Source organism: Myxococcus sp. AM010, assembly GCF_013372585.1.
Taxonomy (GTDB): domain Bacteria; phylum Myxococcota; class Myxococcia; order Myxococcales; family Myxococcaceae; genus Myxococcus; species Myxococcus vastator.
Genome location: NZ_JABXEO010000090.1, coordinates 1 through 21,519, shown reverse-complemented (window position 1 = coordinate 21,519; position 21,519 = coordinate 1). Strand labels below are relative to the sequence as shown.

Genomic DNA, 21,519 nt, shown 5'->3' with positions numbered 1-21,519 from the left:
GATGAAGGCCATGGTCCTCTGCGCGGGCCTGGGCACGCGCCTGCGCCCGCTCACCGAACGCTGGCCCAAGCCGGCCATGCCCTTCCTGGGGCAGCCGCTGCTGCGCTACCACCTGGCGGTGCTGAAGGCCGCGGGCGTGACGGCGGTGGGCATCAACACCCACCACCTGCCGGACACCATGGCGGCCGTGGCCCGCGCCGAGTGCGCTCGCGCGGGGCTGCCGCTGCACGTGGTGAGCGAGCCCGTCATCCAGGGCACCGGCGGCGGCATCCGCGGCCTGCGGGACTTCCTGTCGGACGGCGACTTCATCGTCTTCAACGGCGACATCCTCTACCCGGTGGACCTGCGGCCGGTGGTGGCCGTGCACCAGGCCTCTGGCGCGCTGGCCACCATGGTGCTGCAGCCCATGCCGGCGGGGGAGCGCTACGCGGCGGTGGAGCTGGACGCGGAGGGCCGCGTGCGCCGCATCGCTGGCCACGGCCCCGGCGGTGAGGGCCTGTCGCCGTGGCACTTCACCGGCGTGCACGTGATGTCGCCGCGCGTCTTCGACTTCATGTCGCCGGAGGGCGCGGAGGACATCAACCGCGAGGTCTACGTGCGCGCCATGGAGGCGGGGCAGCCGGTGCGTGGCGTGCGGGTGGACGGGTACTGGTCCGACCTGGGCACGCCGTCGCGCTACCTCGCCACCGTGCAGGACGTGCTCGCCGGCCGCGTGCGGCTGGAGTGGCTGGGCGCGGACTCACCGCTGGCGGGGACCGCGCGCGGTGCGAGCGGCACCTGGGCGCACGCGGAGGCTCGCGTGAGCGGCGCGGTGGAGGGTCCGGTGTACCTGGGGCGGGGCGCCACGGTGGCGGACGGGGCCTCCGTGGGGCCGGGCGTGTCGCTGGAGCCGGGTGCGAAGGTGGCCTCAGGGGCGCGGCTTGCGCGAGCCACCGTCTTCGAGGACACCGAGGTGTCCTCCGGGGAGTCGCTCTCCGAGGTGCTCGCCTGGGGCGCGCACCGGATTGCCGCGCCGCTGAAGGGGCGCTGAGCGCCGCCGCTCAGGCGGCGTGGTAGCGGGCCAGCACGCAGGTGACGTTGTCGTTGCCACCCGCGGCGTTGGCCATGTCGATGAGCTGCGAGCAGGCCTTCTCCAGCTCCGGCGTGCGCTGCAGGATTTCCTGCATCTGCGCGTCCGTCACCATGCCGCTCAGGCCGTCCGAGCAGAGCAGGAAGACGTCGTCCTCCTGCGGCTCCACGCGGGAGACATCCACCTGGACGTTCTCCTTCATGCCCAGCGCGCGGACGATGACGTTCTTGTGGGGGAAGTTCTCGATTTCCTCCGGCGAGAGCTTCTTCGCCTTGAGGTAGTCGTTGAGGAGGGAGTGGTCCTCCGTCACCTGCTTCAGGGCGCCGCCGCGGAAGTAGTACACGCGGCTGTCGCCGACGTGGCCCACGTAGACGGCGCTCTGGCCGAAGTGCACCGTGACGATGGTGGTGCCCATGCCCTTGTACTTGGACTCGGAGCAGGCCTTCTCGAAGATGCGCGCGTTGGCGAGCTTGATGCCGGTGGCGATCCGGTTCTCGTCATAGTTGCGCGTCTTGTCCATCTTGAAGGGCCAGGTGCAGTCCTGGTCCTTGGCCGTGAGCTTGTAGAACTCCCCGAGCTCGTCCACCGCGATGCGGCTGGCGATTTCTCCAGACGAGTGGCCACCCATGCCGTCCGCCACGCAGAAGAGAAACTCTTCCGGGAGCATCAGGAAGTTGTCCTCGTTGTGATTCCGCTTCATCCCAACGTGGGTGCTGCCAGCGACCTCGATGCGCATGCGCGAGAACTCTTCTAGAAGGGCGAGAAAACGTGGCGCCGGAGGTTACCAAAGCGCTCGGAAATCGGTCAAAACTCGTGCATCCCGGCCGGACAGGCAGGGGCACTTCGGGCAGGGCTTCAAGGAACCGGCTCGAAGCTCAGCACGTCACCTTCCTGGGTGCCGCTGGCGGCCAGCACCCCCGCGGGGAGCTCCAGGACCGAGCGTGACTGGAAATACACGGATGTCGCACGCCAGGGCGGCAAGGCGGGCATCTGCTTGACGATGCGGCCCTGGGCGTCCAGGAACAGCACGTCAATGGGGATGCGCATGAAGAAAGTGTGGATGGAGTTGCAGGGGACGATATGGAGCCCCTCGCCCACCTCCAGCGAGCGGCGCCCCATGAGTCCCTTGAACCGTTGGAGGAACGAGCTGGCCTTGTCGGCCCGGTCCGCCAGCAGCCGTTGCCGCGTCTCGTTGTTCACCTTCCAGCGCATGTAGCGCCTTCTACCCCATGCTCGAGCCCCTGGCGCGTCCTCTCCACCTGGTCCTCGTTTCTCCCCAGATTCCCCCCAACACCGGCAACGTCGCGCGCCTGTGCGCGGTGACGGGCTGCCGGCTCATCCTGGTGGAGCCCCTGGGCTTCTCCATTGACGACCGGCAGCTCAAGCGGGCGGGGCTGGACTACTGGGACAAGGTATTTCTCCGCCTGTATCCAACCTACGCGGCCTATGTGGCGGACTACCCGGAGGCCCGGCGGTGGCTCTTCTCCGCCCGGGCCGCGACATCCCTGTATGAGGCCCGGTTCGAGGAGGGGGACCACCTGGTGTTCGGCTCGGAGGTGTCCGGGTTGGCGCCGGAGGTGATGGAGGGGGGCACGGGGACGGCCGTCACCATTCCCATGCTGGAGGACCGCCGGAGCCTGAACCTGTCCACGTCGGTGGGAATCGGGACCTATGAGGCCCTGCGACAGGTCGGTTTCACCGGAGCGGGCAGGCAAGCACTCCCGGCAAGTTGAGGGGCCGTGTAGAGGGATTACACTGCGGCGACGCATGACCCCGTCGCAGGCCGCCGAAGCGCTCTATTCCGCCCACAAGTCCCGCGCCACCGGGAGGCTCACGCTTTGCTCGGGAGGGCGTGAGTCCCGGCTGTGGCTGCGGGAGGGGAACCTCGTGGGGACGCAGCTGGGCTTCGGGTTCCAGAGCCCGGCGCAGGCGTTGCTCCAGTCCGGGATGCTGGACGCGGAGGCGCTGGACACGCTGTGGGCGCGGGGTGGGGCAGGGGCTCCGGACGAGGAGACGCTGGAGGCGTTCGAGTTGGCGCCGGAGGTGGTGGCGGAGCAGCAGGTGCTCGCGCAGGTCCGGCGGTTGAGCGCGCTGGCGGAGCAGGCCGCGTTCGAGCCGGGGATGGTGGATGCGGAGGGGTTTCGGCCCATCTCAGGCGTGCGGGTGGTGCGCGCGGCGCTGGAGGGGCCGATTCATGGCGGCGCGGCGGCGCGGGTGTTCCGCTGTGAGGATGTCGAGGCCTGTGGGCCGTGGCTCGCGGATGCTTCGGAGCGGGCGTTCCTGGAGACGTTGGCGGAGTTCCGTGCGCCGGAGTCGCTGACGCCCGCGCAGGAAGCGCTGCTGCTCGTGCTGGAGCGTGAGGGCTGGGTGCAGGCGCTCTCCGTGGAGGACTGGGAGGAGCGCGAGCGGGTTCGACGGGAGGAGGAAGAGGCTCGGCAGCGGGCGGAGGAGGCTCGGCTCGAAGCGGAGCGGCGGCGGGCGGAGGAGGCTCGGCTCGAAGCGGAGCGGCTTGCCGAGGAGGCTCGGCTTGCCGAGGAGGCTCGGCTCGAAGCGGAGCGGCTTGCCGAGGAGGCTCGACTTGCGGAGGAGGCTCGGCTCGAAGCGGAGCGGCTTGCCGAGGAGGCTCGGCTTGCCGAGGAGGCTCGGCTCGAAGCGGAGCGGCTTGCCGAGGAGGCTCGACTTGCGGAGGAGGCTCGGCTCGAAGCGGAGCGGCTTGCCGAGGAGGCTCGACTTGCGGAGGAGGCTCGGCTCGAAGAAGAGCGGCTTGCGGAGGAGGCCCGGCTCGAAGAAGAGCGCCGTGTGGCGGAAGAAGCGCGCTTGGCTGAAGAGGCTCGGCTCGCTGAAGAAGCGCGCTTGGCTGAAGAAGCTCGGATTGAGGCAGCACGCCTCGCGGAAGCTGCTCGGCTAGCTGAGGAGGCTCGGCTCGCGGAAGAAGCCCGACTCGAAGAAGAGCGTCGTGTGGCTGAAGCGGCGCGGGTCGCCGAAGAGGCTCGGCTGGCTGAGGAGGCTCGGCTGGCTGAGGAGGCTCGGCTGGCTGAGGAAGCTCGGCTGGCTGAGGAGGCTCGGCTGGCTGAAGAGGCCCGCCTCGAAGAAGAGCGGCGTCTGGCCGAAGAGGCCCGGCTCGCTGAAGAGGCCCGGCTCGCTGAAGAGGCCCGGCGCGCTGAAGAGGCTCGGTTGGCGGACGAAGCGCGGCTCGAAGAAGAGCGTCGCTTGGCGGAGGAGGCTCGCCTCGCGGAAGAGGCTCGTCTCGCCGAGGAAGCTCGGCGAGAGGCAGAGCGCCTTGCTGAAGAGGCTCGGCTCGAAGAGGAAGCCCGGCTTGAGGCGGAACGCATTGCGGAAGAGGTGCGTCTTGCGGAGGAGGCTCGGCTTGAGGCGGAGCGCCTAGCTGAAGAGTTCCGTCTCGCCGAAGAAGCTCGCCTCGCTGAAGAGGCGCGGCTCGAAGAAGAGCGCCGTCTAGCGGAAGAGGCCCGGCTCGCGGAAGAGGCTCGGCTTGAGGCAGAACGCATTGCCGAAGAGGCGCGTCTTGCGGAAGAAGCGCGGATTGCAGAAGCGGCACGGCTTGAAGAGGAGCGTCGCCTCGCTGAGGAGGCTCGGCTCGAAGAAGAGCGCCGTCTAGCGGAAGAGTCCCGGCTAGAGGCGGAGCGTCTGGCGGAGGAATCGCGTCTGGCAGAAGCGGCTCTTCTTGAGGCGGCGCGCCTCGCCGAAGAAGCTCGCTTGGCTGAAGAGGCGCGGCTCGCTGAAGAGGCGCGGCTCGCTGAAGAGGCGCGGCTCGAAGAAGAGGCGCGGCTCGAAGAAGAGCGCCGTGTGGCCGAAGAAGCTCGCTTGGCTGAAGAGGCGCGGCTCGCTGAAGAGGCGCGGCTCGCTGAAGAGGCGCGGCTCGAAGAAGAGCGCCGTGTGGCCGAAGAAGCGCGCTTGGCTGAAGAGGCGCGGCTCGAAGAAGAGCGCCGTGTGGCGGAAGAAGCGCGCTTGGCTGAAGAGGCGCGGCTTGAGGCAGAACGCCTTGCCGAAGAAGCGCGCTTGGCTGAAGAGGCGCGGCTCGAAGAAGAGCGCCGTGTGGCGGAAGAAGCGCGCTTGGCTGAAGAGGCGCGGCTTGAGGCAGAACGCCTTGCCGAAGAAGCGCGCTTGGCTGAAGAGGCGCGGCTCGAAGAAGAGCGCCGTGTGGCGGAAGAAGCGCGCTTGGCTGAAGAGGCGCGGCTTGAGGCAGAACGCCTTGCCGAAGAAGCGCGCTTGGCTGAAGAGGCGCGGCTCGAAGAAGAGCGCCGTGTGGCGGAAGAAGCGCGCTTGGCTGAAGAGGCGCGGCTTGAGGCAGAACGCCTTGCCGAAGAAGCGCGCTTGGCTGAAGAGGCGCGGCTCGAAGAAGAACGCCGCCTCGCTGAAGAGGCTCGGGTCGCGGAGGAGGCTCGTCTCGCCGAAGAGGCTCGACTCGAAGAAGAGCGTCGCTTGGATGAAGAGGCTCGACTCGAAGAAGAGCGTCGCTTGGCTGAAGAGGCTCGACTCGAAGAAGAGCGTCGTCTGGCGGAAGAGGCTCGCGTAGCCGAAGAAGAGCGTCGCTTGGCTGAAGAGGCCCGCCTCGCTGAAGAGGCCCGCCTCGCTGAAGAGGCTCGACTCGAAGAAGAGCGTCGTCTGGCGGAAGAGGCTCGCGTAGCTGAAGAAGAGCGTTTCGCCGAAGAAGCGCGCCTCGAAGAAGAGCGTCGCCTCGCGGAAGAGGCTCGACTTGCGGAGGAGGCTCGCCTCGAAGAAGAGCGTCGCCTCGCGGAAGAGGTTCGACTTGCGGAGGAGGCTCGCCTCGAAGAAGAGCGTCGCCTCGCGGAAGAGGCTCGCCTCGAAGAAGAGCGTCGCCTCGCGGAAGAGGCTCGTCTCGAAGAAGAGCGTCGCCTCGCGGAAGAGGCTCGTCTCGAAGAAGAGCGTCGCCTCGCGGAAGAAGCCCGCCTCGCGGAAGAAGCCCGCCTCGCGGAAGAAGCGCGCTTCGAAGAGGAGGCCCGTCTCGCCGAAGAGACGCAGCGTGCGGAGGCCGCTCGGATCGAGGCAGAGCGCCTCGCGGAAGAGGCGGAGCGTCTTGCTGCGGAGGCCCGTCTCGCGGAAGAAGCTCGGCTTGAGGCGGAACGTCTGGCCGAAGAAGCCCGCCTCATCGAGGAGCGCCGTCTCGCGGAGTCCGCCCGGCTGGCGAGAGAAGCCCGCCGTGCGGAGGAGATCTGGGCCGCGGAGGAGGCCCGTCTCGCCGAGGTCGCGCGCGTCGAAGCAGCGGGCCGCGAGGCCGAAGACGCCCGCCTGGAAGGCGAACGCCGCCTCGCCGATGCCGTCCGTCGCGACAAGGAAGCGCGCGCCGCCGAACAGACCCGTCAGTCAGACGAAGCCAGTCTCGCCGAAGCGCCCACGCAGTCCGCCTCCATCCCCGAACTCGCGGCCGAGGACGTCGAGGCCCTCACGCTCGATGTGGGCGACATCCTGCTCACCGAGCTTCCCGCTCAGCCTTCCGAGGCGGACTCCGTCCCGAACGCCGGTGCATCCGACCTGGACCTGGCCGCTCTGGCAGAAAGCGCGGACGCCCTGCGCGCCGCCCGGCAGAAGGCCCAGGCCGAGCTCCTCCACGACATGGAGGAAGCCCTGCGCCGCTCGAAGTCCCAGCCGCTTGAGCCATGGCTCGCGGACGAGCCCCCCCAGCCCACGCCGCCCACGCGGACACAGGACCGCGTCCCCGTCCAGGACGAGCAGTGGCACACCGAATCCATCTCCCTCAGCGCCGCGTCCGACACCGAGTCGGAGCTCCCGCTGCTGGAAGTCGAACCCGAGCCCGAACTCTGGGCCGTCGCCGAGCCCCTGCCCGCGCCAGCGACACGCCCCTCCGCGGGCGACCCTCCGGTCCTCACGCCTGTCGCGGAAGACGAAGCGGACATCCTGCTGGAGGCGACCCCCGACGAAGAGGACGATGCCAGCTGGGCCACCCAACCGCCCGCGCCCGCGCCGCGCCCGGCCGCGCCCAAGACAGGTGACGAGGACCTCTGGCGCATCGTCGCCTTCGACAAGGACGAGGGTGCCGACAACCTGACGGCGTCCTTCGAGGCCGCGCTCCTCCAGGTTGATACGCACCTGGAGTCGCTCGTCCGCTCGGATGTCAATCAGGCGAACGTCGATTTCGACGAGCCCCCTGTCGAGGCCATTGTCGAAGCGACCATCGAACCGGTAGCACCGGATTCATCGGGGGCCTTCCCCGGTGACAACTCATGGCCAACTGGCCAGACTGACTGGGACGAGCCGTCCGGAGACCTGGACGACTGGGACTTTGACGAGGACGACGTGGCGGCAGATCCCTCCAATCCCGACGAGGCAGCGAAGCTCCGGCGGCAGCGTCTCTTGCGCCGCGCCATGGAGAACATGGGTGTCCTCGGTGGGCGCCCGCCCGCCGCACCGGGCGCCGCGCCCGCGCCCACGAGCGAACCCGCCGCCCCGGTACCCGCGGCCTCCGAGCCTCCCAAGCCCGACGAGGCCCGCCTGGCCCAGCAGCTCGAGCAGCGCTTCGCGGACATCCAGGCCAGGCGAGACCACTTCTACGTGCTCGGCGTTCCCCAGGACGCCACGCGCGACCAGGTGAAGACCGCCTTCCTCAACCTGGCCAAGATCTTCCATCCGGACCGCCTGCCGCCGTCGCTGCCGCACATGGCGTCGAAGATCACCGCCGTGTTCGAGGCCATCCGCGAGGCCTACGAGGTCCTCTACGACGACACGCGGCGCAAGACGTACCAGCAGAACCTCCAGGCCCAGCAGGCCCTGCCCAAGCCGCCCGCGTCCGCGCCGACCGCTCCGGTCCTCCGCCCGCAGGGCCGCGCCGACAGCAGCGCCGACGACCTCTACAAGATGGGCGAGGTCTTCTTCCGCAAGCGTGACTTCACGACGGCCTCCGACCACTACGAGCGCGCCCATGCGCTGGAGCCCAAGCCCCAGTACCTGGCCGCGCGGGCCTGGGCCATCTACATGGATCCGGCGCGCAAGGCGGACATGGCCAAGGCCAAGCAGATGATGGCGGACGTGGTGCGCGCCGACCCGAATTGTGATCGGGCGCACTACCAGCTCGGCGTCATCGCCCGGGTCGAAGGCGACATGGACCGCGCGGAGCGCTGCTTCCGCGAGGCCGTACGCGCCAACCCCAAGCACCTGGAGGCCAACCAGGAACTGCGGCTCATCGACATGCGCAAGAAGAACCCTCCGAAGAAGGGAGGCTTTTTCCGCTGACGCGGCAGGCCTCACACGGGGTACGGGTGCTTCAGCCCGGCCCGATTTGACTCTCCCCCGCACCTGACTCGCGCCGCCTGTCCAGCAGGAGGCCAGGCAGGTTCCCCACCGGCCCCAGCCATTGACACGCCTGGAAAGCGGGCAGGATGCTCCCGCGTCAGGCTCCCTGGGCCGTCTGCAGTGACGAAAGGCATGGAACGTGGCCAAGCAGCACCTGCTCCTGGTCGATGGTGACGCGAAGAGCCTCCGGGTCATGGAGGTCAGCCTGAAGAAGGCTGGCTTCTCCGTGACGACGGCCATTCACGGCAAGGATGCGCTCGAGAAGGTCCAGATCAGCCCTCCGGACCTCGTGCTCGCGGACACGAAGATGCCGGAGATGGACGGCTTCGAGCTGTGCAAGACGCTCAAGTCCGACGAGCGCTTCAAGTTCATCCCGTTCGTCTTCCTGACGAGTCAGAAGTCGGTCGAGTTCAAGGTGCGCGGCCTGGAGCTTGGCGGTGACGACTACCTGACCAAGCCGATCTACATCAAAGAGATCGTCACCCGCGTGAAGATGATTCTCCAGAAGGCGGAGAAGGAGCGGATCGAGAAGCGGGAGACGACGAAGGGTGGTTTCGCCGGCAGCCTCGCCGACATGGGCGTGGTGGACCTGGTGCAGACGTTCGAGATTGGCCGCAAGACAGGCCTCATCAACATCCAGGGCGAGCGCACCGGCACCGTCTACTTCAAGGACGGACGCGTCATCGACGCGGAGCTGGGACGGCTCAAGGGCGAGAACGCCTTCTACCGGATGCTGAACACCTTCGAGGGCCAGTTCGAGGTGCAGTTCAGCGCGCTGGACCGTCCGGAGCGCATCGAGATCTCCACGCAGGGCCTGCTGATGGAGGGCATGCGCCGCCTCGACGAGTGGGGCCGCATGCTCGAGCAGCTGCCGCCGCTCGAGACGGTGTTCGAGATCGACTACCACCAGCTCGCCGACCGCCTGTCGGAGATTCCGGACGAGGTGAACGGCCTGCTGCGGCTCTTCGACGGCAAGCGCGCGTTGAGCCGCGTGGTGGAGGACTCGGACTTCGAGGACCTGGCCGCGCTGGGCATCATCAGCAAGCTGTACTTCGAGGGCCTCATCCGCGAGCTGGGCAACGCGCCGCAGGAGCCGGTGCAGAGCAGCAAGCCTGGCATCGAGCAGTGGCTCAACACGGCGCCGCCCGCCAGCGCGACCGTGGAGCCCGCGCCTCCCACGCCGGAGAGCCCGCCGCAGCCCGTTCCCGAAGCCGCGGTGCCCGAAGCCGCGGTGCCCGAAGCCGCGGTGCCCGAAGCCGCCCCCGAGCCCGTGGCCGCCGCGCCGGAGCCTTCGCCGCGGTCCATGCCGCAGAGCGTGCTCGCGCCTCCCGCGGGCGTGGACGACGAGCCGGCCGCGTCGCAGGCGCCCGCCGCGCCTGCGCAGCCCGCCAACGTGGTCGTCTTCCACGCGCGGCCCAAGCGCTCGGACACGCCCGAGTACACGCCTGAAGTTCCGGTGACCGAGCCGGTTCCGGAGGTCCCCGCGCAGGAGGGCTCGGCGTTCCTGGTCGAGCCGCCGCCGGCACATCGCGCCGTGGAGCACGCGCGTCGCAGCTTGCTGCTGGACTGGAGCCGGGTGGACACCGAGGGCATCAGCGCGCCCACCACGTGGGGGCCGGGCTCTGGCTGGTCGCACACACCGCGGGGCCAGGGCGCCGCCGCCGCCTCCTTCGCCGCGAGCGCGCCCGCCGTCGAGCCCGCGCCGCGTGCGCCCATCTTCGGTGGCGCGGCCGTGGCACCCAATCCGTTTCCGCCCGTGCCTCCGCCGACACCGGCACCGCCGTCATCCGAGGTGACGCTGGTGAGTGGCAGCGGCTACGTGACGCCGCCCAACCCCTCGGTGCAGGACGACGCGGAGCTCGTGGCCGAAGAGGTCCCCGCCACGCCCCAGCTCGCGCTGCCGCCCTATCCGGGCCACGGCGTGCCCGAGCTGCCCGCCGAGCCGCCCACGCCCAGCGCGCCGCTGGCCAGCACGGTCGACCCGGTTCTCGCATCCCCGGTGTCGGCCCCGCCTGCCGTGGAGGCGCCGCCCTCCGAGCCCGCCACCGCCGCGCCCGTGACGCCCGCGGACGCCGACCCGGCTGCCTCCTCGAAGCCCGCGGACGCCGCGCCGGCTGCGCCCGCGAAGCCCTCTTTTTCCGTTCAGTCGGCCGAAAGGAAGCCGGCGGCGGCCACGCACGGCAGTGACGCAGCCGTGGCCAGCGCGGGCCGTCCCAAGCGCACCGGGCTCATCATCGGCGCGGCGGTGGTCCTCATCGGCGCGGTCGCGGCCGTCGTCGCGGGGACGGGCAGCGGTCCGTCGCAGACGCCTCCGTCGAAGCCTCCCGTGGTGGAGACGCAGGCGCCCTCGAACGGCGACGCCCAGCAGACGCCGCCCCCGGAGAAGGCGCCACCGCCCGATGACGCCACGGCCAAGGCCCCCGAGGCTCCGCCCGAACCGCCCGCCGTCACGCCGGATGCGGGCGCGGCCATCGCCGAGGCGCCGAAGCCGCCCGAGCCCGCCACTCCGCCGACGCCCGCCGTGGACCCGGAGGTGGAGTTCGCCACGCTGGTGAAGCAGGCGAGGGCGGCCGTCGTCGGCCAGCGGCACCGGTCGGCGGCGGGGAGCTACCGCAAGGCGCTGGCGCTCAAGCCGACGGCCACGGAGGCGAAGGCGGGCCTGGGCATCGCGCTGGTGAACGGCTTCACCACGGACGGTGCCTACCGCGAGGCAGCCAAGCTGCTGCAGGAGGTCGTCAAGGAAGAGGCCTCCAACGCCCGTGCCTGGCTGTCGCTGGGCATGGCGCTACAGTTCACCGGCAAGAATTCCCAGGCGGCCGACGCCTACAAGCAGTACTTGTTGCTGGAACCGACGGGGACTTCCGCCGAAGAGGTCCGCACGTTGCTCAGGGGGCTGGGCAACTGAGCGGAGGCGGCCCCACTTCCTTCATTGGCCCCTTGAGAAGTGAGCCGCCTTGCTCGTCCTAGGACTGGAAACCTCGTGTGATGAGACCGCCGCCGCCGTCGTGGAGGACGGCCGCCGCGCGCTGTCGGATGTCGTCTCCACGCAGGTGGACATCCACCGGCGGTGGGGCGGGGTGGTGCCGGAGCTGGCCAGCCGCAACCACATCGTCCAGGTGCTGCCCGTCGTCCACGAGGCGCTGACTCGGGCGAACAAGACGCTCGACGACGTGGACCTCATCGCCGTCACGTCCGGCCCCGGCCTCATCGGCGCGCTGCTGGTGGGCGTGCAGGTGGCCAAGGGCCTGAGCCTTGCGACGGGCAAGCCCTTCGTGGGCGCCAACCACCTGGAGGGCCACCTGCTGGCCATCCGGCTGCTGGAGGTGGCGCCGGAGCCGCCGTTCCTCGGGCTCGTCGTCTCCGGTGGGCACACCAGCCTCTACGAAGTGCAGGCCTACGGGCAGTACCGGCTGGTGGGCAGCACGCGCGACGACGCGGCCGGCGAGGCGTACGACAAGACCGCGCGCATCCTGGGGCTGCCGTATCCGGGCGGGCAGCCCATCGACCAGCTGGCGCAGCAGGGGAGCCCGGACGCCATCCGCTTCCCGCGCGCGCTGCCGGGCGACAACTTCGACGTGTCCTTCTCCGGCCTGAAGACGGCGGTGCTGCACCACGTGCAGAAGCACGGCGTGCCGCAGGGCCAGGCGCTGGCGGACCTGTGCGCGTCCTTCCAGGAGGCCGTGGCGGACGTGCTGTCGAAGAAGCTGGTGGCCGCCGCGCGCCGGCTGGGCCACCAGCAGCTGGTGCTGTGCGGTGGTGTGGCGGCGAACTCGCGGCTGCGGGCGCTCTGTCAGTCGCGGGCCGAGGAGCGGGGGCTGAGCATGTTCCTGCCTCCGGTGCGGCTGTGCACGGACAATGGCGCCATGATCGCGGTGGCGGGGTATGAGGCGTACCGCCGCGGCCTGCGCGGAGATTTCCGCCTCGCCGCCGACCCGGCCTGGCGCATGTAGAGGGGAGCAGACGGGTGGAATCGCCAAGAGACATCCTCAAGCGGCATGGCCTGCGCGCCAAGTACAGCTGGGGACAGAACTTCCTCGGAGACGAGGACGCGCTGGAGGCCATCGCCGACGCGCTGAACCTGCGCGCGGATGAGCCGGTGGTGGAGCTGGGCCCGGGCCTGGGCCACCTCACGCGCTTCCTGGCCGCCACCGGGGCCCGCGTCACCGCCGTGGAGCGGGACCGGGACATGGTGATGGTGCTGGAGAAGGAGGCCATCCCCGGCGTGCGCGTGGTGTCCGGCAACGCGGCCACGGTGGACTTCGCCCAGGTGGCCAATGCGCCTGACGTCGCGGTGGCGGGCAACCTCCCGTACCACCTCACCAGCCCCATTCTCTTCCGCGTGCTGGAGCAGCGGGCCCACGTCTCGCGCGCCGTCTTCACGCTCCAGAAGGAAGTCGTGGTGCGGCTCGCCGCGGAGCCCGGCAACCGTGACTATGGCCTGCTGACGGTGCTGCTGGGCATGCACTACGACGCGGACAACGTCCTCACGCTGGAGGCCTGGCGCTTCCATCCGCCGCCGAAGGTGGACTCCGCGGTGCTGCGGCTCACCCGCCGCAAGTCGCCGCGCGCCCCCATCATCGACGAGGCCCGCTTCACCCGCGTGGTGAAGGCGTCCTTCGCGCACCGGCGCAAGACGCTCATCAACTCCATCAAGTCGGACCCGACGCTGGGGACGGCGGAGACGCTCCTCGCCGCCCTGGAATCCGCGGGGGTGGAGCCGCAGCGCCGCGCGGAGACGCTGGCGCCCGAGGAGTTCGCCGCCATCGAGCGCGCGCTCGGCCCCGTGAAGGCGGCCCCGCCCACGCCCGCGGAGTAGGGCGCCGCTAGCGTCCGCGCATGCCCAGCGCCTGGAGCAGGCCGCCTTGCTGCTCCAGGTAGGCGAAGAACTCCGCTTCGGGGATGCGCATCCGGGCGAGCACGCCGCGGAGGATGTCCTCCACGGTGCCGTCCTGCCGGCGCTTCAGCTCCATGGCCGTCTTGAGCAGCACCACGCCGTAGAGCGGATCCGGCTCCACGGGAGGTGTGGGCGCTCGCTGGGTGGGCGTGCTCTGGCGGGCCTCTTCCAGCCGCACCACTGTCTTCGCCCTGTGTCTGCCGCTCATGTCCGGAGACCACCCCGCGCACACGCCATGAAGTCGCGCGGACCGTAGGGGATGCGTCCCGGAGCGTCAAGGGAGGCAGGCCCCTCGTGGAAAATTGCCGGATTCCAGCGGCCGTGTTGTGTTATCCGCCCGCCCGCGCGCGCGGTCTCAACGCGCATTCTGCGGGCGGGAGGCCTCGGGCGGATGGACTACCGGTATATCGTGGTGGAAGGGCCCATTGGCGTGGGCAAGACGAGCCTCTCCAACATCCTGGCGGAGCGTCTGGCGGGACGGCGCATCCTCGAAGTCGTGGAGGAGAACCCCTTCCTCTCCAGCTTCTACACGGACCGGCAGAAGTTCGCGTTCCAGACGCAGGTCTTCTTCCTCCTGTCGCGCTTCCGGCAGCAGCAGGAGCTGTTCCAGCAGGACCTCTTCAGCTCGATGACGGTCAGCGACTACCTGTTCGCCAAGGACCGCATCTTCGCGCACCTCAACCTGGACGCGCACGAGCTGGCGCTGTACGAGCGCGTCTTCGAGGCGCTCGGGCCCCGCGTGGCCAAGCCGGACCTGGTCATCTACCTCCAGGCCCGCCTGGACGTGCTCCTGCACCGCATCAAGAAGCGCGGCCGGGAGTTCGAGCGCAAGTTCGACCCCACGTACCTGGAGGGGCTCGTCCACTCCTACAACAACTTCTTCTTCCACTACACGGACACGCCGCTCCTCGTCGTGGACACCTCGGATATCGACTTCGTGAATGTCGAAGCAGACAGGGAAGACCTGCTTGCCACCATCCGGAAGGCGAAGCCGGGCACGCAGCATTACGTTCCGAAGGCTTCCCGCCGGGGCTGAAAGTCAGGCTCCTGGTGGGACGGCCGCCTTCAATGCCCCACGGCAGGCGCGGGGGCGTTAGAGTGCGGTGGCGGGCCCAGGGCTCCCGGCGATCCCCGTGGGGACGGCGAGGCGCGAATGGGCCCGTCAGGCCGTTCAACCCGTAGCCATAGGAGGTGAACCGTGAAGGACAAGGTCACCATCCACACGCTGAAGCGCTTCAAGCAGATCGGTCAGAAGATCTGCATGGTCACCGCCTACGACGCGACGTTCGCCCACATCCTGGAGGAAGCAGGTGCGGACGTGCTGCTGGTGGGTGACTCGCTGGGCATGGTCATCCAGGGGCATGACTCCACGCTGCCGGTGACGATGGACCAGATGGTCTACCACACGGCCGCGGTCACCCGTGGCGCGCGCCGGGCGCACGTCGTGGCCGACCTGCCCTTCATGAGCTACCAGGTGTCGACGCAGGAGGCGGTCCGCAACGCGGGCCGCCTGGTGGCGGAAGGCGGCGCGGGCAGCATCAAGCTGGAGGGCGGCGCCGAGTTCGCGGACACGGTGCGGGCCATCGTCCGCGCGAGCATCCCCGTCATGGGACACCTGGGGCTGACGCCGCAGTCCGTCCACAAGATGGGCGGCTATGTCGTCCAGGGCCGTGGCGAGGACCAGGCGCGGCAGATTCTGGACGATGCGCTGGCGCTGGAGCAGGCCGGGGCCTACGCGCTGGTGCTGGAAGGCGTGCCCATGGACCTGGCGCGCACCGTGACGCAGAGCCTGTCCATCCCCACCATCGGCATCGGCGCCGGCGTGGACTGTGATGGCCAGGTGCTCGTCTGCTACGACCTGCTGGGCATGAACCCGGACTTCAAGCCGAAGTTCGTGAAGCGCTTCGCCGACCTCCACGGCTCGATTACAGAGGCCGCGGGCGCCTACTTCGCCGAGGTCCGCAAGGGCGCGTTCCCGGACGAGGAGCACTCCTTCAAGGCGAACAAGAACATCCGGCTGGCGGCGGGGGCTCCGGCTCCGGCGGCCCGGGTGGAGCCATCCGCGCCCGCCGAGGGTGGCGAGAAGCTGGGCCCCGTCTACGGGAGACCCGCCTAGTCATGGCTCCCGCCGTCCTGAAAACCGTTGCGGACGTGAAGGACTGGACGGCGGGGCTGCGCCGGGAAGGGCGCCGGCTCGCGCTGGTGCCCACCATGGGCTTCCTGCATGAAGGACACCTCTCGCTCATTCGCGAGGGGCTGCGCCGCGCGGACGTGGTGGCCGTGTCCATCTTCGTGAACCCCACGCAGTTCGGGCCGCGGGAGGACTTGTCCCGCTACCCCCGGGACTTCGAGGGTGACGTCGCCAAGTGCATCCGCGCGGGCGCGCAGGTCATCTTCGCGCCCGCGGGCCCGGAGGTGATGTACCCCCAGGGCTATCAGACGTTCGTGGAGGTGACGGACGTCAGCCAGGGCCTGTGCGGGGCCCGGCGTCCGGGGCACTTCCGCGGCGTGGCCACCGTCGTCACCAAGCTGCTGGCGCTGTTCCGCCCGGAGGTGGCGCTCTTCGGGGAGAAGGACTACCAGCAGCTCCAGGTCATCCGGGCCCTCAACCAGGACTTGCACCTGGGCGCGGACATCGTCGGCATGCCGACGGTGCGCGAGCCGGACGGCCTGGCGATGAGCAGCCGGAATGCCTACTTGTCCCCCGAGGAGCGGCAGCGGGCGCTGGCCCTGTCCCGGGGGCTCAAGGCCGCCCAGGCGCTGGTGCGCGAGGGCACGCGGGAGTCGGGGCCCCTGGTGGCGGCCGTCCGGCGCGAATTGGAAGCGGCGGGGCTCCGGGAAGACTACGTGGAACTGGTGGATGCGGAGCGGCTGACGCCCCTGGTCGCGGTGGCGCCCGGGCAGCCTGCCCGGTTGCTCGTCGCGGCTTTCAGTGGCACGACGCGCCTCATCGACAACATGCAGTTGGGTGGTGAGGAGAACGCGGGGCGCGTATGACATCCGGAGGGAAGTCAAAGGGAGTGGGCAGCGAGCCCGGCGTGAGAGTCATCGCGGAAAACCGTCGTGCGCGGTTCGACTACACGGTCGACGAAAAGCTGGAGGCCGGGCTGTCGCTCACGGGAAGCGAGGTGAAGTCACTGCGAGACGGAATCGCCAATCTGTCGGACGCCTACGCGCTCCCCAAGGGGGACGAGCTCTTCCTGCTCAACGCGAACATCGGCTCCTACAAGGCGGCGAGCTTCTTCGACCACCTTCCCACTCGGGGCCGCAAGTTGTTGATGCACCGAGGAGAAATCGACCGTTGGACGGCGAAGGTGCGTGAGCGGGGGTATTCCATCATCCCGCTTGTGCTGTACTTCAGGAAGGGCCGTGCCAAGGTGGAGCTGGGGCTCTGCCGGGGCAAGACGCACGAGGACCGGCGCCACGACATCAAGGAGCGGGAGACGAAGCGGGAGATGGACCGGGCGATGCGCCGACGTTGAGAGGGGCGCCCGAAGTTCTTTCGCCGTACATCGATGGACGACAAGAAGGTTCCCGACAAGAAAGAGCGGCTGCTGGCCGCGCTCGACCAGGGCATGGTGATGATTCACCTGGACGCGCGTCGTCCGGGCGTGCTCGTCCCTGCCTCCGTCAAGACGGAGGCGCACCTGCGCCTGAATCTCTCCTACCGGTTCGACCCACCGGACCTGACGGTGGGCGAGTGGGGCGTTCGCTCCACGCTGAGCTTCTCTGGCTCGCGCTTCACCATCGCGGTGCCGTGGTCGGCGTTGTTCGCCATCGCCAGCCACGTGACGAAGGAGTTCTGGATGTACCCGGAGGACATGCCGCCGGAGCTGCTCCAGCAGACGGCCGCGTCACGTCCGGCGCAGCCCCTGCCCGTGGCCCCCATGCCGGTGGCCGCGGAGCGTCCGCGCACCTTCCTCCGGGAAGTGCAGGGCGAGCGGCGCGATGAGCCTCCCGCCGACGTTCCACCCTCGGATGGACCGCCGGACGAGCCACCGCCACCGCGGCGCGGCCATCTGCGCCTGGTGAAGTGAGGCGCGCTCAGCGCCTCAGCTTCGCCTGGATGTGAGCGGCCTCGCCGCCGGAGAACGTCCCCTTCCACGTGCGGTGGCCTTTGCGCCGGACCTGGATGGGGACGCGTCCCGCCGGATAGCGGTTCTCGAGCAGCAGCGGCGTCGTCCCCAGCTCCGCGTCCCGGACCCAGACAGTGGCGCCAGGCGGGTCGCTGTCGACGCGCAGCATCGGGGCCGACAGGCGAAGCCCCGTCGCTGACATCACCCGGATGAGCAGGGTGGAGCGCTGGGGCCACAGCCAGATGCCGGTGCCCACCAGCAGCGCGACGAGCAGCAGCCCCAGTGCCCGTTTCAGGCGCGAGCGTCGGAGGAGGGCGGCCTCGTCGGGCCAGTCGCTCTCAGGCGAGGGCGGGCGCTCCGCCAGCTCCAGTGCGTCCGCGTCGGTGTGGAGCACGCTCTTCGCGCCCGGCGTGACGTGTGTCTGGGGGACGCTCTCCGCGAGCGTCTGCTGCGCGGTGAACTCGAGGCCCGCGGACGGAGCGAAGGCGCCTGGAGCGGTGGGCGTGCGAGGTGTTGTCGCCGCGCCAGTCGCGGCATCAGGCCACATCGCGCAGTGTGAGCACCGTGCATGGGCCGAGGAGAGCACGTGGCTGCATCGTGGGCAGCGATGCACCAGCCGCCCACTGACGCTGAGCGCCGCGCCGCCCGGCATGGAGAGCGGCGCTTCTTCCATCGCAGCGGCCTCGGCCGGCGACGGCGCAGGCACGGCCATCGCCAACGAGCCCGCATCAGCGGGTGTCCGCGTCACAGGGCGCTCGGAGGACCCTGCCTGTTCACTCAGGGGCGGCGGCAAGCCCAGCCCGCGAAGGAACGCGGCCAGCGCCTGAGACGTCGCGGGCTCGCCGGCCTGTGCCAGCCACCGGGCGAAGCCTTCCGCCAGTGACTCTGGCGAATGGAAGCGCTCCTGGGGCGCACGCGCCAGCATGCGCATGACGGCGCCCGCCAGTGGCCCGGGGACACCTGGCGGTGGCTCCACCGGCCGCGTCAGGATGGCATGGGCCACCGCGCTCGCGTCCCTCTCGGTGTGGAACGGATGCCGCCCCGTGAGCAGCTCATGGAGCACGATGCCCAGGGAGAACTGGTCGCTGGCGGCGGTGGCGGGCGCGCCTTGCAGCACCTCGGGCGCGGTGTAGGCCTCCTTCCCTCGGAAGACACCGGGCGCGGTGTGGGCCGGGCCGGCCATCCGCGCGATGCCGAAGTCCGTCAGCTTCACCTCGCCCTCGCGCGACACCAGGATGTTGGAGGGTGACACGTCGCGGTGGGCCACCATCACCGGCTGCCCGTCATGCACCTTCCGGTAGGCATGGCCGAGCCCCGCCAGGGCCTGATGGACGATGAAGGCGGCCAGGTGCGGAGGGAAGCGCACGCCCCGGCGCGCGGCCGTGCGCAGCAGCACGCCCAAATCCCATCCGTCCACCAACTCCATCACCAGGAAGAGCCCTTCGGGGCCCTGGCCCACGTCGTAGACGGTGGCGATGTTCTGGTGCTGCAGCAGCGTGGCCAGCCGGGCCTCGGCCAGGAACATGCGCGCGATTTCCGGCTCGCGCGCCAGGTGGGGCAGCACCCGCTTGATGGCCACCGGCCGCTCGAAGCCCTCCGCGCCGAGCGCGACGCCGAGGAAGAGCTCCGCCATGCCTCCAGAGGCCAGCGGACGGACCAGCCGGTAGCGTTCGTTCACGAGGCGCTCAGGCGGCGGGCTGGGTGACGTCGCGCAGCAGTTGCCAGGGGTAGATGCCGGTGGTGTGGCCGTCGCTGAAGCTGAAGGCCAGCGCGTAGTTGCCCACGGGCTGCACCTGCTTGATGCGCAGGTCGGCGGGGACCTTCGACGGGTCCAGCGTCCGCTTGTTCGTCCATTCGTCCACGCACGCGGCGCAGGGGCACTGCTGGCGCAGCACCTGCGCCGTGGCGCCCGTCTTCACCCCGTCGTCCCACGTCAGGTCCAGGCGCGCGCCATCCGAGGACAGCTGTGCGTCCGTCGCGGTGACGGCTTGGGGGGCGGGCTTGATGCGGTCCCAGAAGCTCAACGTTCCACCTTCCAGAGTCTCAACAGTCTTGGCCCTCCCTACCATCCTTCGGCTGTCAGGAGGCGAGCTTCACGGGCAGCCGGTGACCTTCCAGCCGCACGCCCTGCTGCGCCAGCACCTGCTTCAGGGCCTGGACGACCTTCGGGTCCAGCTGGGCGCCGCAGAGGTTGTCGAGGATTTCCATGGCCTTCTCCAGCGGCATGGCCTTCTGGTATGGGCGGGTGGAGGTGCAGGCGTCGAAGGTGTCCGCGCACGCGACGATGCGGGCCAGCAGGGGAATGTCCTCGCCCTTGAGCTTGTCCGGATAGCCGGTGCCGTCCCAGCGCTCATGGTGGTGGCGGACGCACGCGCGCACCGCGCCCAGGAAGCTCACGGGCCCGATGATGGCGTCTCCGATGGCGGGGTGCTCGCGCATGATGGCCATCTCCTGGTCCGTCAGCCGCGTCTGCTTGCAGAGGATGGACTCCACGATGCCAATCTTCCCGATGTCATGGAGGATGCCGCCGTACTGCAGCTGCCGCAGCTCGCGCTCGGTGAGCTTCAGCTCCCGGCCAATCTGCACGGAGACGTCGCCCACGCGCTGGCTGTGGCCGCGGGTGTACGCGTCCTTTGAATCGATGGAGTTCGCCAGCGCGACGATGGTCTCCAGGTAGCCCTTCTCCAGGCTCTCGTAGAGGCCGCGGTTCTCCATGTCGTACGCGAGCAACTGCTTGCTCATGTAGTTGAACGTCTGCGCCAGCTCGCCCAGCTCGTTCTTCTGCTTGATGTCCACCTCGACGCCGAACTTGCCGTGCGCCAGCTCCAGCGCGCCGCTGATGAAGCCCTTGAGCGGCCGGGTGAGGTTCCGCGAGAAGAGCGCCGCCAGCACCACCGCCACCAGGATGGCCGCCCCCAGGCCCAGGAGGATGCGCTGCTCCATGGTGTCCACCTGGCGGTAGGCGTGCTCCACGGGTTGCTCGGAGACGATGGCCCAACCCGTCTCGGGCAGCACCGTGTACGCGGCCACCACCGCGTCCCGGCCCTCGCCGAAGTTGCCGACGTGGAACAGCTCCATGTCCGACTTGCCCACCAACTGCTTCAGCAGGTGCGCCACCGGGCCGCGCCGCGCCACGTCCTCGCCCAGGCCGGCGACGCCACCACCACCCGCCACGAGGTGCCCGTGCCGGTCCGCCAGATAGGCGAAGCCGGTACTGCCCACGCGCTCCTGCTCCAGCATCTTCCGCAGGTCGGCCAGGGACAGGTCCGCCGCGATGTACCCGCGGACAGGCTCGCCCACGGGGAAGGCCAACGTCAGCACCGGCTCGCTGCCCTGCGGGTCCTCCACCACGTCCGCGTAGCGCACGCCCTCGAGGTTCTCGAGCAGCGCGCGCGCGCGTCCCTCATGGCCGGCCAGCGCGGTGGGCGGGACATCGTGCTTGGAGAAGGCCTGGAGTCCCGGGAGCCGCTGGCGGTCGGCGTCGAACACGGTGAGCGCCAGCACGTCGCGCCGTTGGTTGAGCACCGAGGCCAGGTGCGTCTGCTGCGCTTCCAGGGGCAGGCCGAAGAAGCCGGGCACGCGGGCCAGGCCCAGCACCGCGTCGGTGGGCTCGCCCAGGAAGATTTCGGCCTTGAGGCGCAGCTGCTTCACGCGCTCCTGCGCCAGTTCCTGGGCGTCGCGTACCAGGAGCTCCCGGGTATGGGAGACGGAGAGCCACCCCACCATCAGCGTGGGGACGACGCCCACCACCAGCATCAACAGGAGGATGGCTTTGAACAGGCGCACGGGGTGGCTCCTCCAGGGGTTACTGCCACTGGCCCTTCTTCACTTCGAGCTTGAGGCGCTCGGGCACCAGCTCGAAGTGCCTGGGCGTGCTGGGCTCGGACGGGCCCGCGGGGCCCACCGCGCGCACCGTCCACCGGTAGCGTCCCGCGGGCAGCACTGGCAGCTTCGCCTCCAGGCGGGTGACTGTCTGGGTGAAGGCGGCGCGTTGCTCCTGTGCGCGCGACACCTCGACCTCATAACGTTCCGCGCCTCGCACCGCCTCCCAGGTCAGCTTCACCGGGCCCAGGTGTCCGTCCCGGTCCGGGCGCCGCTTCAGGCGCGCCGCGTCTTCGGGTTGCCCGAGGCTGGGGGCCACCAGCGGCGGAAGGGGCGCCCGGACCGGGACGGACACCTGGGCCCGGTGAAGC

Annotated in this window: 17 protein-coding genes and 1 pseudogene; 11 read left to right on the top strand and 7 right to left on the bottom strand. The window is 69.8% G+C overall.

Annotation, left to right across the window (positions count from 1 at the left end; all coding sequences use genetic code 11):
- Position 1 precedes the first annotated feature (1 nt).
- Positions 2 to 1,030 carry a sugar phosphate nucleotidyltransferase gene (locus tag HV826_RS30380; RefSeq protein ID WP_176420560.1) on the top strand — a complete coding sequence of 343 codons (1,029 nt, stop codon included), beginning with the start codon at positions 2 to 4 and terminating at the stop codon, positions 1,028 to 1,030.
- Positions 1,031 to 1,040: 10 nt separating this feature from the next.
- On the opposite strand, the gene HV826_RS30375 is transcribed toward HV826_RS30380, so the two are convergent.
- Positions 1,041 to 1,805, bottom strand: a complete 765-nt coding sequence (locus HV826_RS30375; protein WP_163782938.1) for a Stp1/IreP family PP2C-type Ser/Thr phosphatase — start codon at positions 1,803 to 1,805, stop codon at positions 1,041 to 1,043.
- Positions 1,806 to 1,924: 119 nt separating this feature from the next.
- Positions 1,925 to 2,281 carry a DUF192 domain-containing protein gene (locus HV826_RS30370; protein WP_176420559.1) on the bottom strand — a complete coding sequence of 119 codons (357 nt, stop codon included), beginning with the start codon at positions 2,279 to 2,281 and terminating at the stop codon, positions 1,925 to 1,927.
- Positions 2,282 to 2,298: 17 nt separating this feature from the next.
- Between HV826_RS30370 and HV826_RS30365 the strand changes: the two genes are divergently transcribed.
- From HV826_RS30365 to rsmA, 5 genes are all read left to right on the top strand, one after another.
- Positions 2,299 to 2,802, top strand: coding sequence for a tRNA (cytidine(34)-2'-O)-methyltransferase (locus HV826_RS30365; RefSeq protein ID WP_176420558.1), 504 nt, complete (start codon positions 2,299 to 2,301; stop codon positions 2,800 to 2,802).
- Between the two features lie 34 nt (positions 2,803 to 2,836).
- Positions 2,837 to 8,296 (top strand): J domain-containing protein, encoded by a 5,460-nt coding sequence (locus HV826_RS37565; protein ID WP_255217490.1) that lies wholly within the window; start codon positions 2,837 to 2,839, stop codon positions 8,294 to 8,296.
- Between the two features lie 199 nt (positions 8,297 to 8,495).
- Complete coding sequence (locus tag HV826_RS30355) at positions 8,496 to 11,261, top strand: response regulator (protein WP_176420557.1); 2,766 nt, start codon at positions 8,496 to 8,498, stop codon at positions 11,259 to 11,261.
- 49 nt (positions 11,262 to 11,310) lie between these two features.
- On the top strand, positions 11,311 to 12,306 hold the full coding sequence (tsaD, locus tag HV826_RS30350) for a tRNA (adenosine(37)-N6)-threonylcarbamoyltransferase complex transferase subunit TsaD (RefSeq protein ID WP_176420556.1): 996 nt from the start codon (positions 11,311 to 11,313) through the stop codon (positions 12,304 to 12,306).
- Between the two features lie 14 nt (positions 12,307 to 12,320).
- A complete protein-coding gene (gene rsmA / locus HV826_RS30345) occupies positions 12,321 to 13,172 on the top strand; it encodes a 16S rRNA (adenine(1518)-N(6)/adenine(1519)-N(6))-dimethyltransferase RsmA (protein ID WP_176420555.1) in 852 nt (283 codons plus the stop codon).
- A gap of 7 nt (positions 13,173 to 13,179) precedes the next feature.
- On the opposite strand, the gene HV826_RS30340 is transcribed toward rsmA, so the two are convergent.
- On the bottom strand, positions 13,180 to 13,458 hold the full coding sequence (locus HV826_RS30340) for a hypothetical protein (protein WP_043710562.1): 279 nt from the start codon (positions 13,456 to 13,458) through the stop codon (positions 13,180 to 13,182).
- A gap of 183 nt (positions 13,459 to 13,641) precedes the next feature.
- Here HV826_RS30340 and HV826_RS30335 point away from each other — a divergent pair, with 183 nt between their 5' ends.
- The 5 genes from HV826_RS30335 to HV826_RS30315 all read left to right on the top strand — a co-directional run bounded on the left by HV826_RS30335 (position 13,642) and on the right by HV826_RS30315 (position 17,287).
- Positions 13,642 to 14,286: a deoxynucleoside kinase gene (locus tag HV826_RS30335; RefSeq protein WP_163783036.1), complete on the top strand. Its 645-nt coding sequence runs from the start codon at positions 13,642 to 13,644 to the stop codon at positions 14,284 to 14,286.
- 162 nt (positions 14,287 to 14,448) lie between these two features.
- Positions 14,449 to 15,366, top strand: coding sequence for a 3-methyl-2-oxobutanoate hydroxymethyltransferase (gene panB, locus HV826_RS30330; protein ID WP_176420554.1), 918 nt, complete (start codon positions 14,449 to 14,451; stop codon positions 15,364 to 15,366).
- Positions 15,367 to 15,368: 2 nt separating this feature from the next.
- On the top strand, positions 15,369 to 16,247 hold the full coding sequence (panC, locus tag HV826_RS30325) for a pantoate--beta-alanine ligase (RefSeq protein ID WP_176420553.1): 879 nt from the start codon (positions 15,369 to 15,371) through the stop codon (positions 16,245 to 16,247).
- Positions 16,244 to 16,732 carry an SsrA-binding protein SmpB gene (gene smpB / locus HV826_RS30320; RefSeq protein ID WP_163783039.1) on the top strand — a complete coding sequence of 163 codons (489 nt, stop codon included), beginning with the start codon at positions 16,244 to 16,246 and terminating at the stop codon, positions 16,730 to 16,732. The genes panC and smpB overlap by 4 nt, the downstream gene beginning before the upstream one ends.
- 33 nt (positions 16,733 to 16,765) lie before the next feature.
- Positions 16,766 to 17,287 (top strand): ClpXP protease specificity-enhancing factor SspB, encoded by a 522-nt coding sequence (locus tag HV826_RS30315; RefSeq protein ID WP_176420552.1) that lies wholly within the window; start codon positions 16,766 to 16,768, stop codon positions 17,285 to 17,287.
- A gap of 7 nt (positions 17,288 to 17,294) precedes the next feature.
- Here the strand turns inward: HV826_RS30315 and HV826_RS30310 are convergent, their stop codons facing one another.
- The 4 genes and pseudogenes from HV826_RS30310 to HV826_RS30295 form a co-directional block, all read right to left on the bottom strand.
- Positions 17,295 to 19,004, bottom strand: coding sequence for a serine/threonine-protein kinase (locus HV826_RS30310; protein ID WP_176420551.1), 1,710 nt, complete (start codon positions 19,002 to 19,004; stop codon positions 17,295 to 17,297).
- 7 nt (positions 19,005 to 19,011) lie between these two features.
- Positions 19,012 to 19,350 carry a DUF971 domain-containing protein gene (locus tag HV826_RS30305; protein ID WP_176420550.1) on the bottom strand — a complete coding sequence of 113 codons (339 nt, stop codon included), beginning with the start codon at positions 19,348 to 19,350 and terminating at the stop codon, positions 19,012 to 19,014.
- A 55-nt stretch (positions 19,351 to 19,405) separates the two neighbouring features.
- Positions 19,406 to 21,112 (bottom strand): HD domain-containing phosphohydrolase, encoded by a 1,707-nt coding sequence (locus HV826_RS30300; protein ID WP_176420549.1) that lies wholly within the window; start codon positions 21,110 to 21,112, stop codon positions 19,406 to 19,408.
- Between the two features lie 19 nt (positions 21,113 to 21,131).
- Positions 21,132 to 21,519, bottom strand: a pseudogene (locus HV826_RS30295) (fibronectin type III domain-containing protein); the annotation flags it as partial.

Coding starts and splice junctions, on each gene's coding strand:
- HV826_RS30380 (WP_176420560.1), top strand. CDS start 2: ATGAAGGCCATGGTCCTCTGCGCGGGCCTGGGCACGCGCCTGCGCCCG.
- HV826_RS30375 (WP_163782938.1), bottom strand. CDS start 1,805: ATGCGCATCGAGGTCGCTGGCAGCACCCACGTTGGGATGAAGCGGAAT.
- HV826_RS30370 (WP_176420559.1), bottom strand. CDS start 2,281: ATGCGCTGGAAGGTGAACAACGAGACGCGGCAACGGCTGCTGGCGGAC.
- HV826_RS30365 (WP_176420558.1), top strand. CDS start 2,299: ATGCTCGAGCCCCTGGCGCGTCCTCTCCACCTGGTCCTCGTTTCTCCC.
- HV826_RS37565 (WP_255217490.1), top strand. CDS start 2,837: ATGACCCCGTCGCAGGCCGCCGAAGCGCTCTATTCCGCCCACAAGTCC.
- HV826_RS30340 (WP_043710562.1), bottom strand. CDS start 13,458: ATGAGCGGCAGACACAGGGCGAAGACAGTGGTGCGGCTGGAAGAGGCC.
- HV826_RS30335 (WP_163783036.1), top strand. CDS start 13,642: ATGGACTACCGGTATATCGTGGTGGAAGGGCCCATTGGCGTGGGCAAG.
- panC (WP_176420553.1), top strand. CDS start 15,369: ATGGCTCCCGCCGTCCTGAAAACCGTTGCGGACGTGAAGGACTGGACG.
- smpB (WP_163783039.1), top strand. CDS start 16,244: ATGACATCCGGAGGGAAGTCAAAGGGAGTGGGCAGCGAGCCCGGCGTG.
- HV826_RS30315 (WP_176420552.1), top strand. CDS start 16,766: ATGGACGACAAGAAGGTTCCCGACAAGAAAGAGCGGCTGCTGGCCGCG.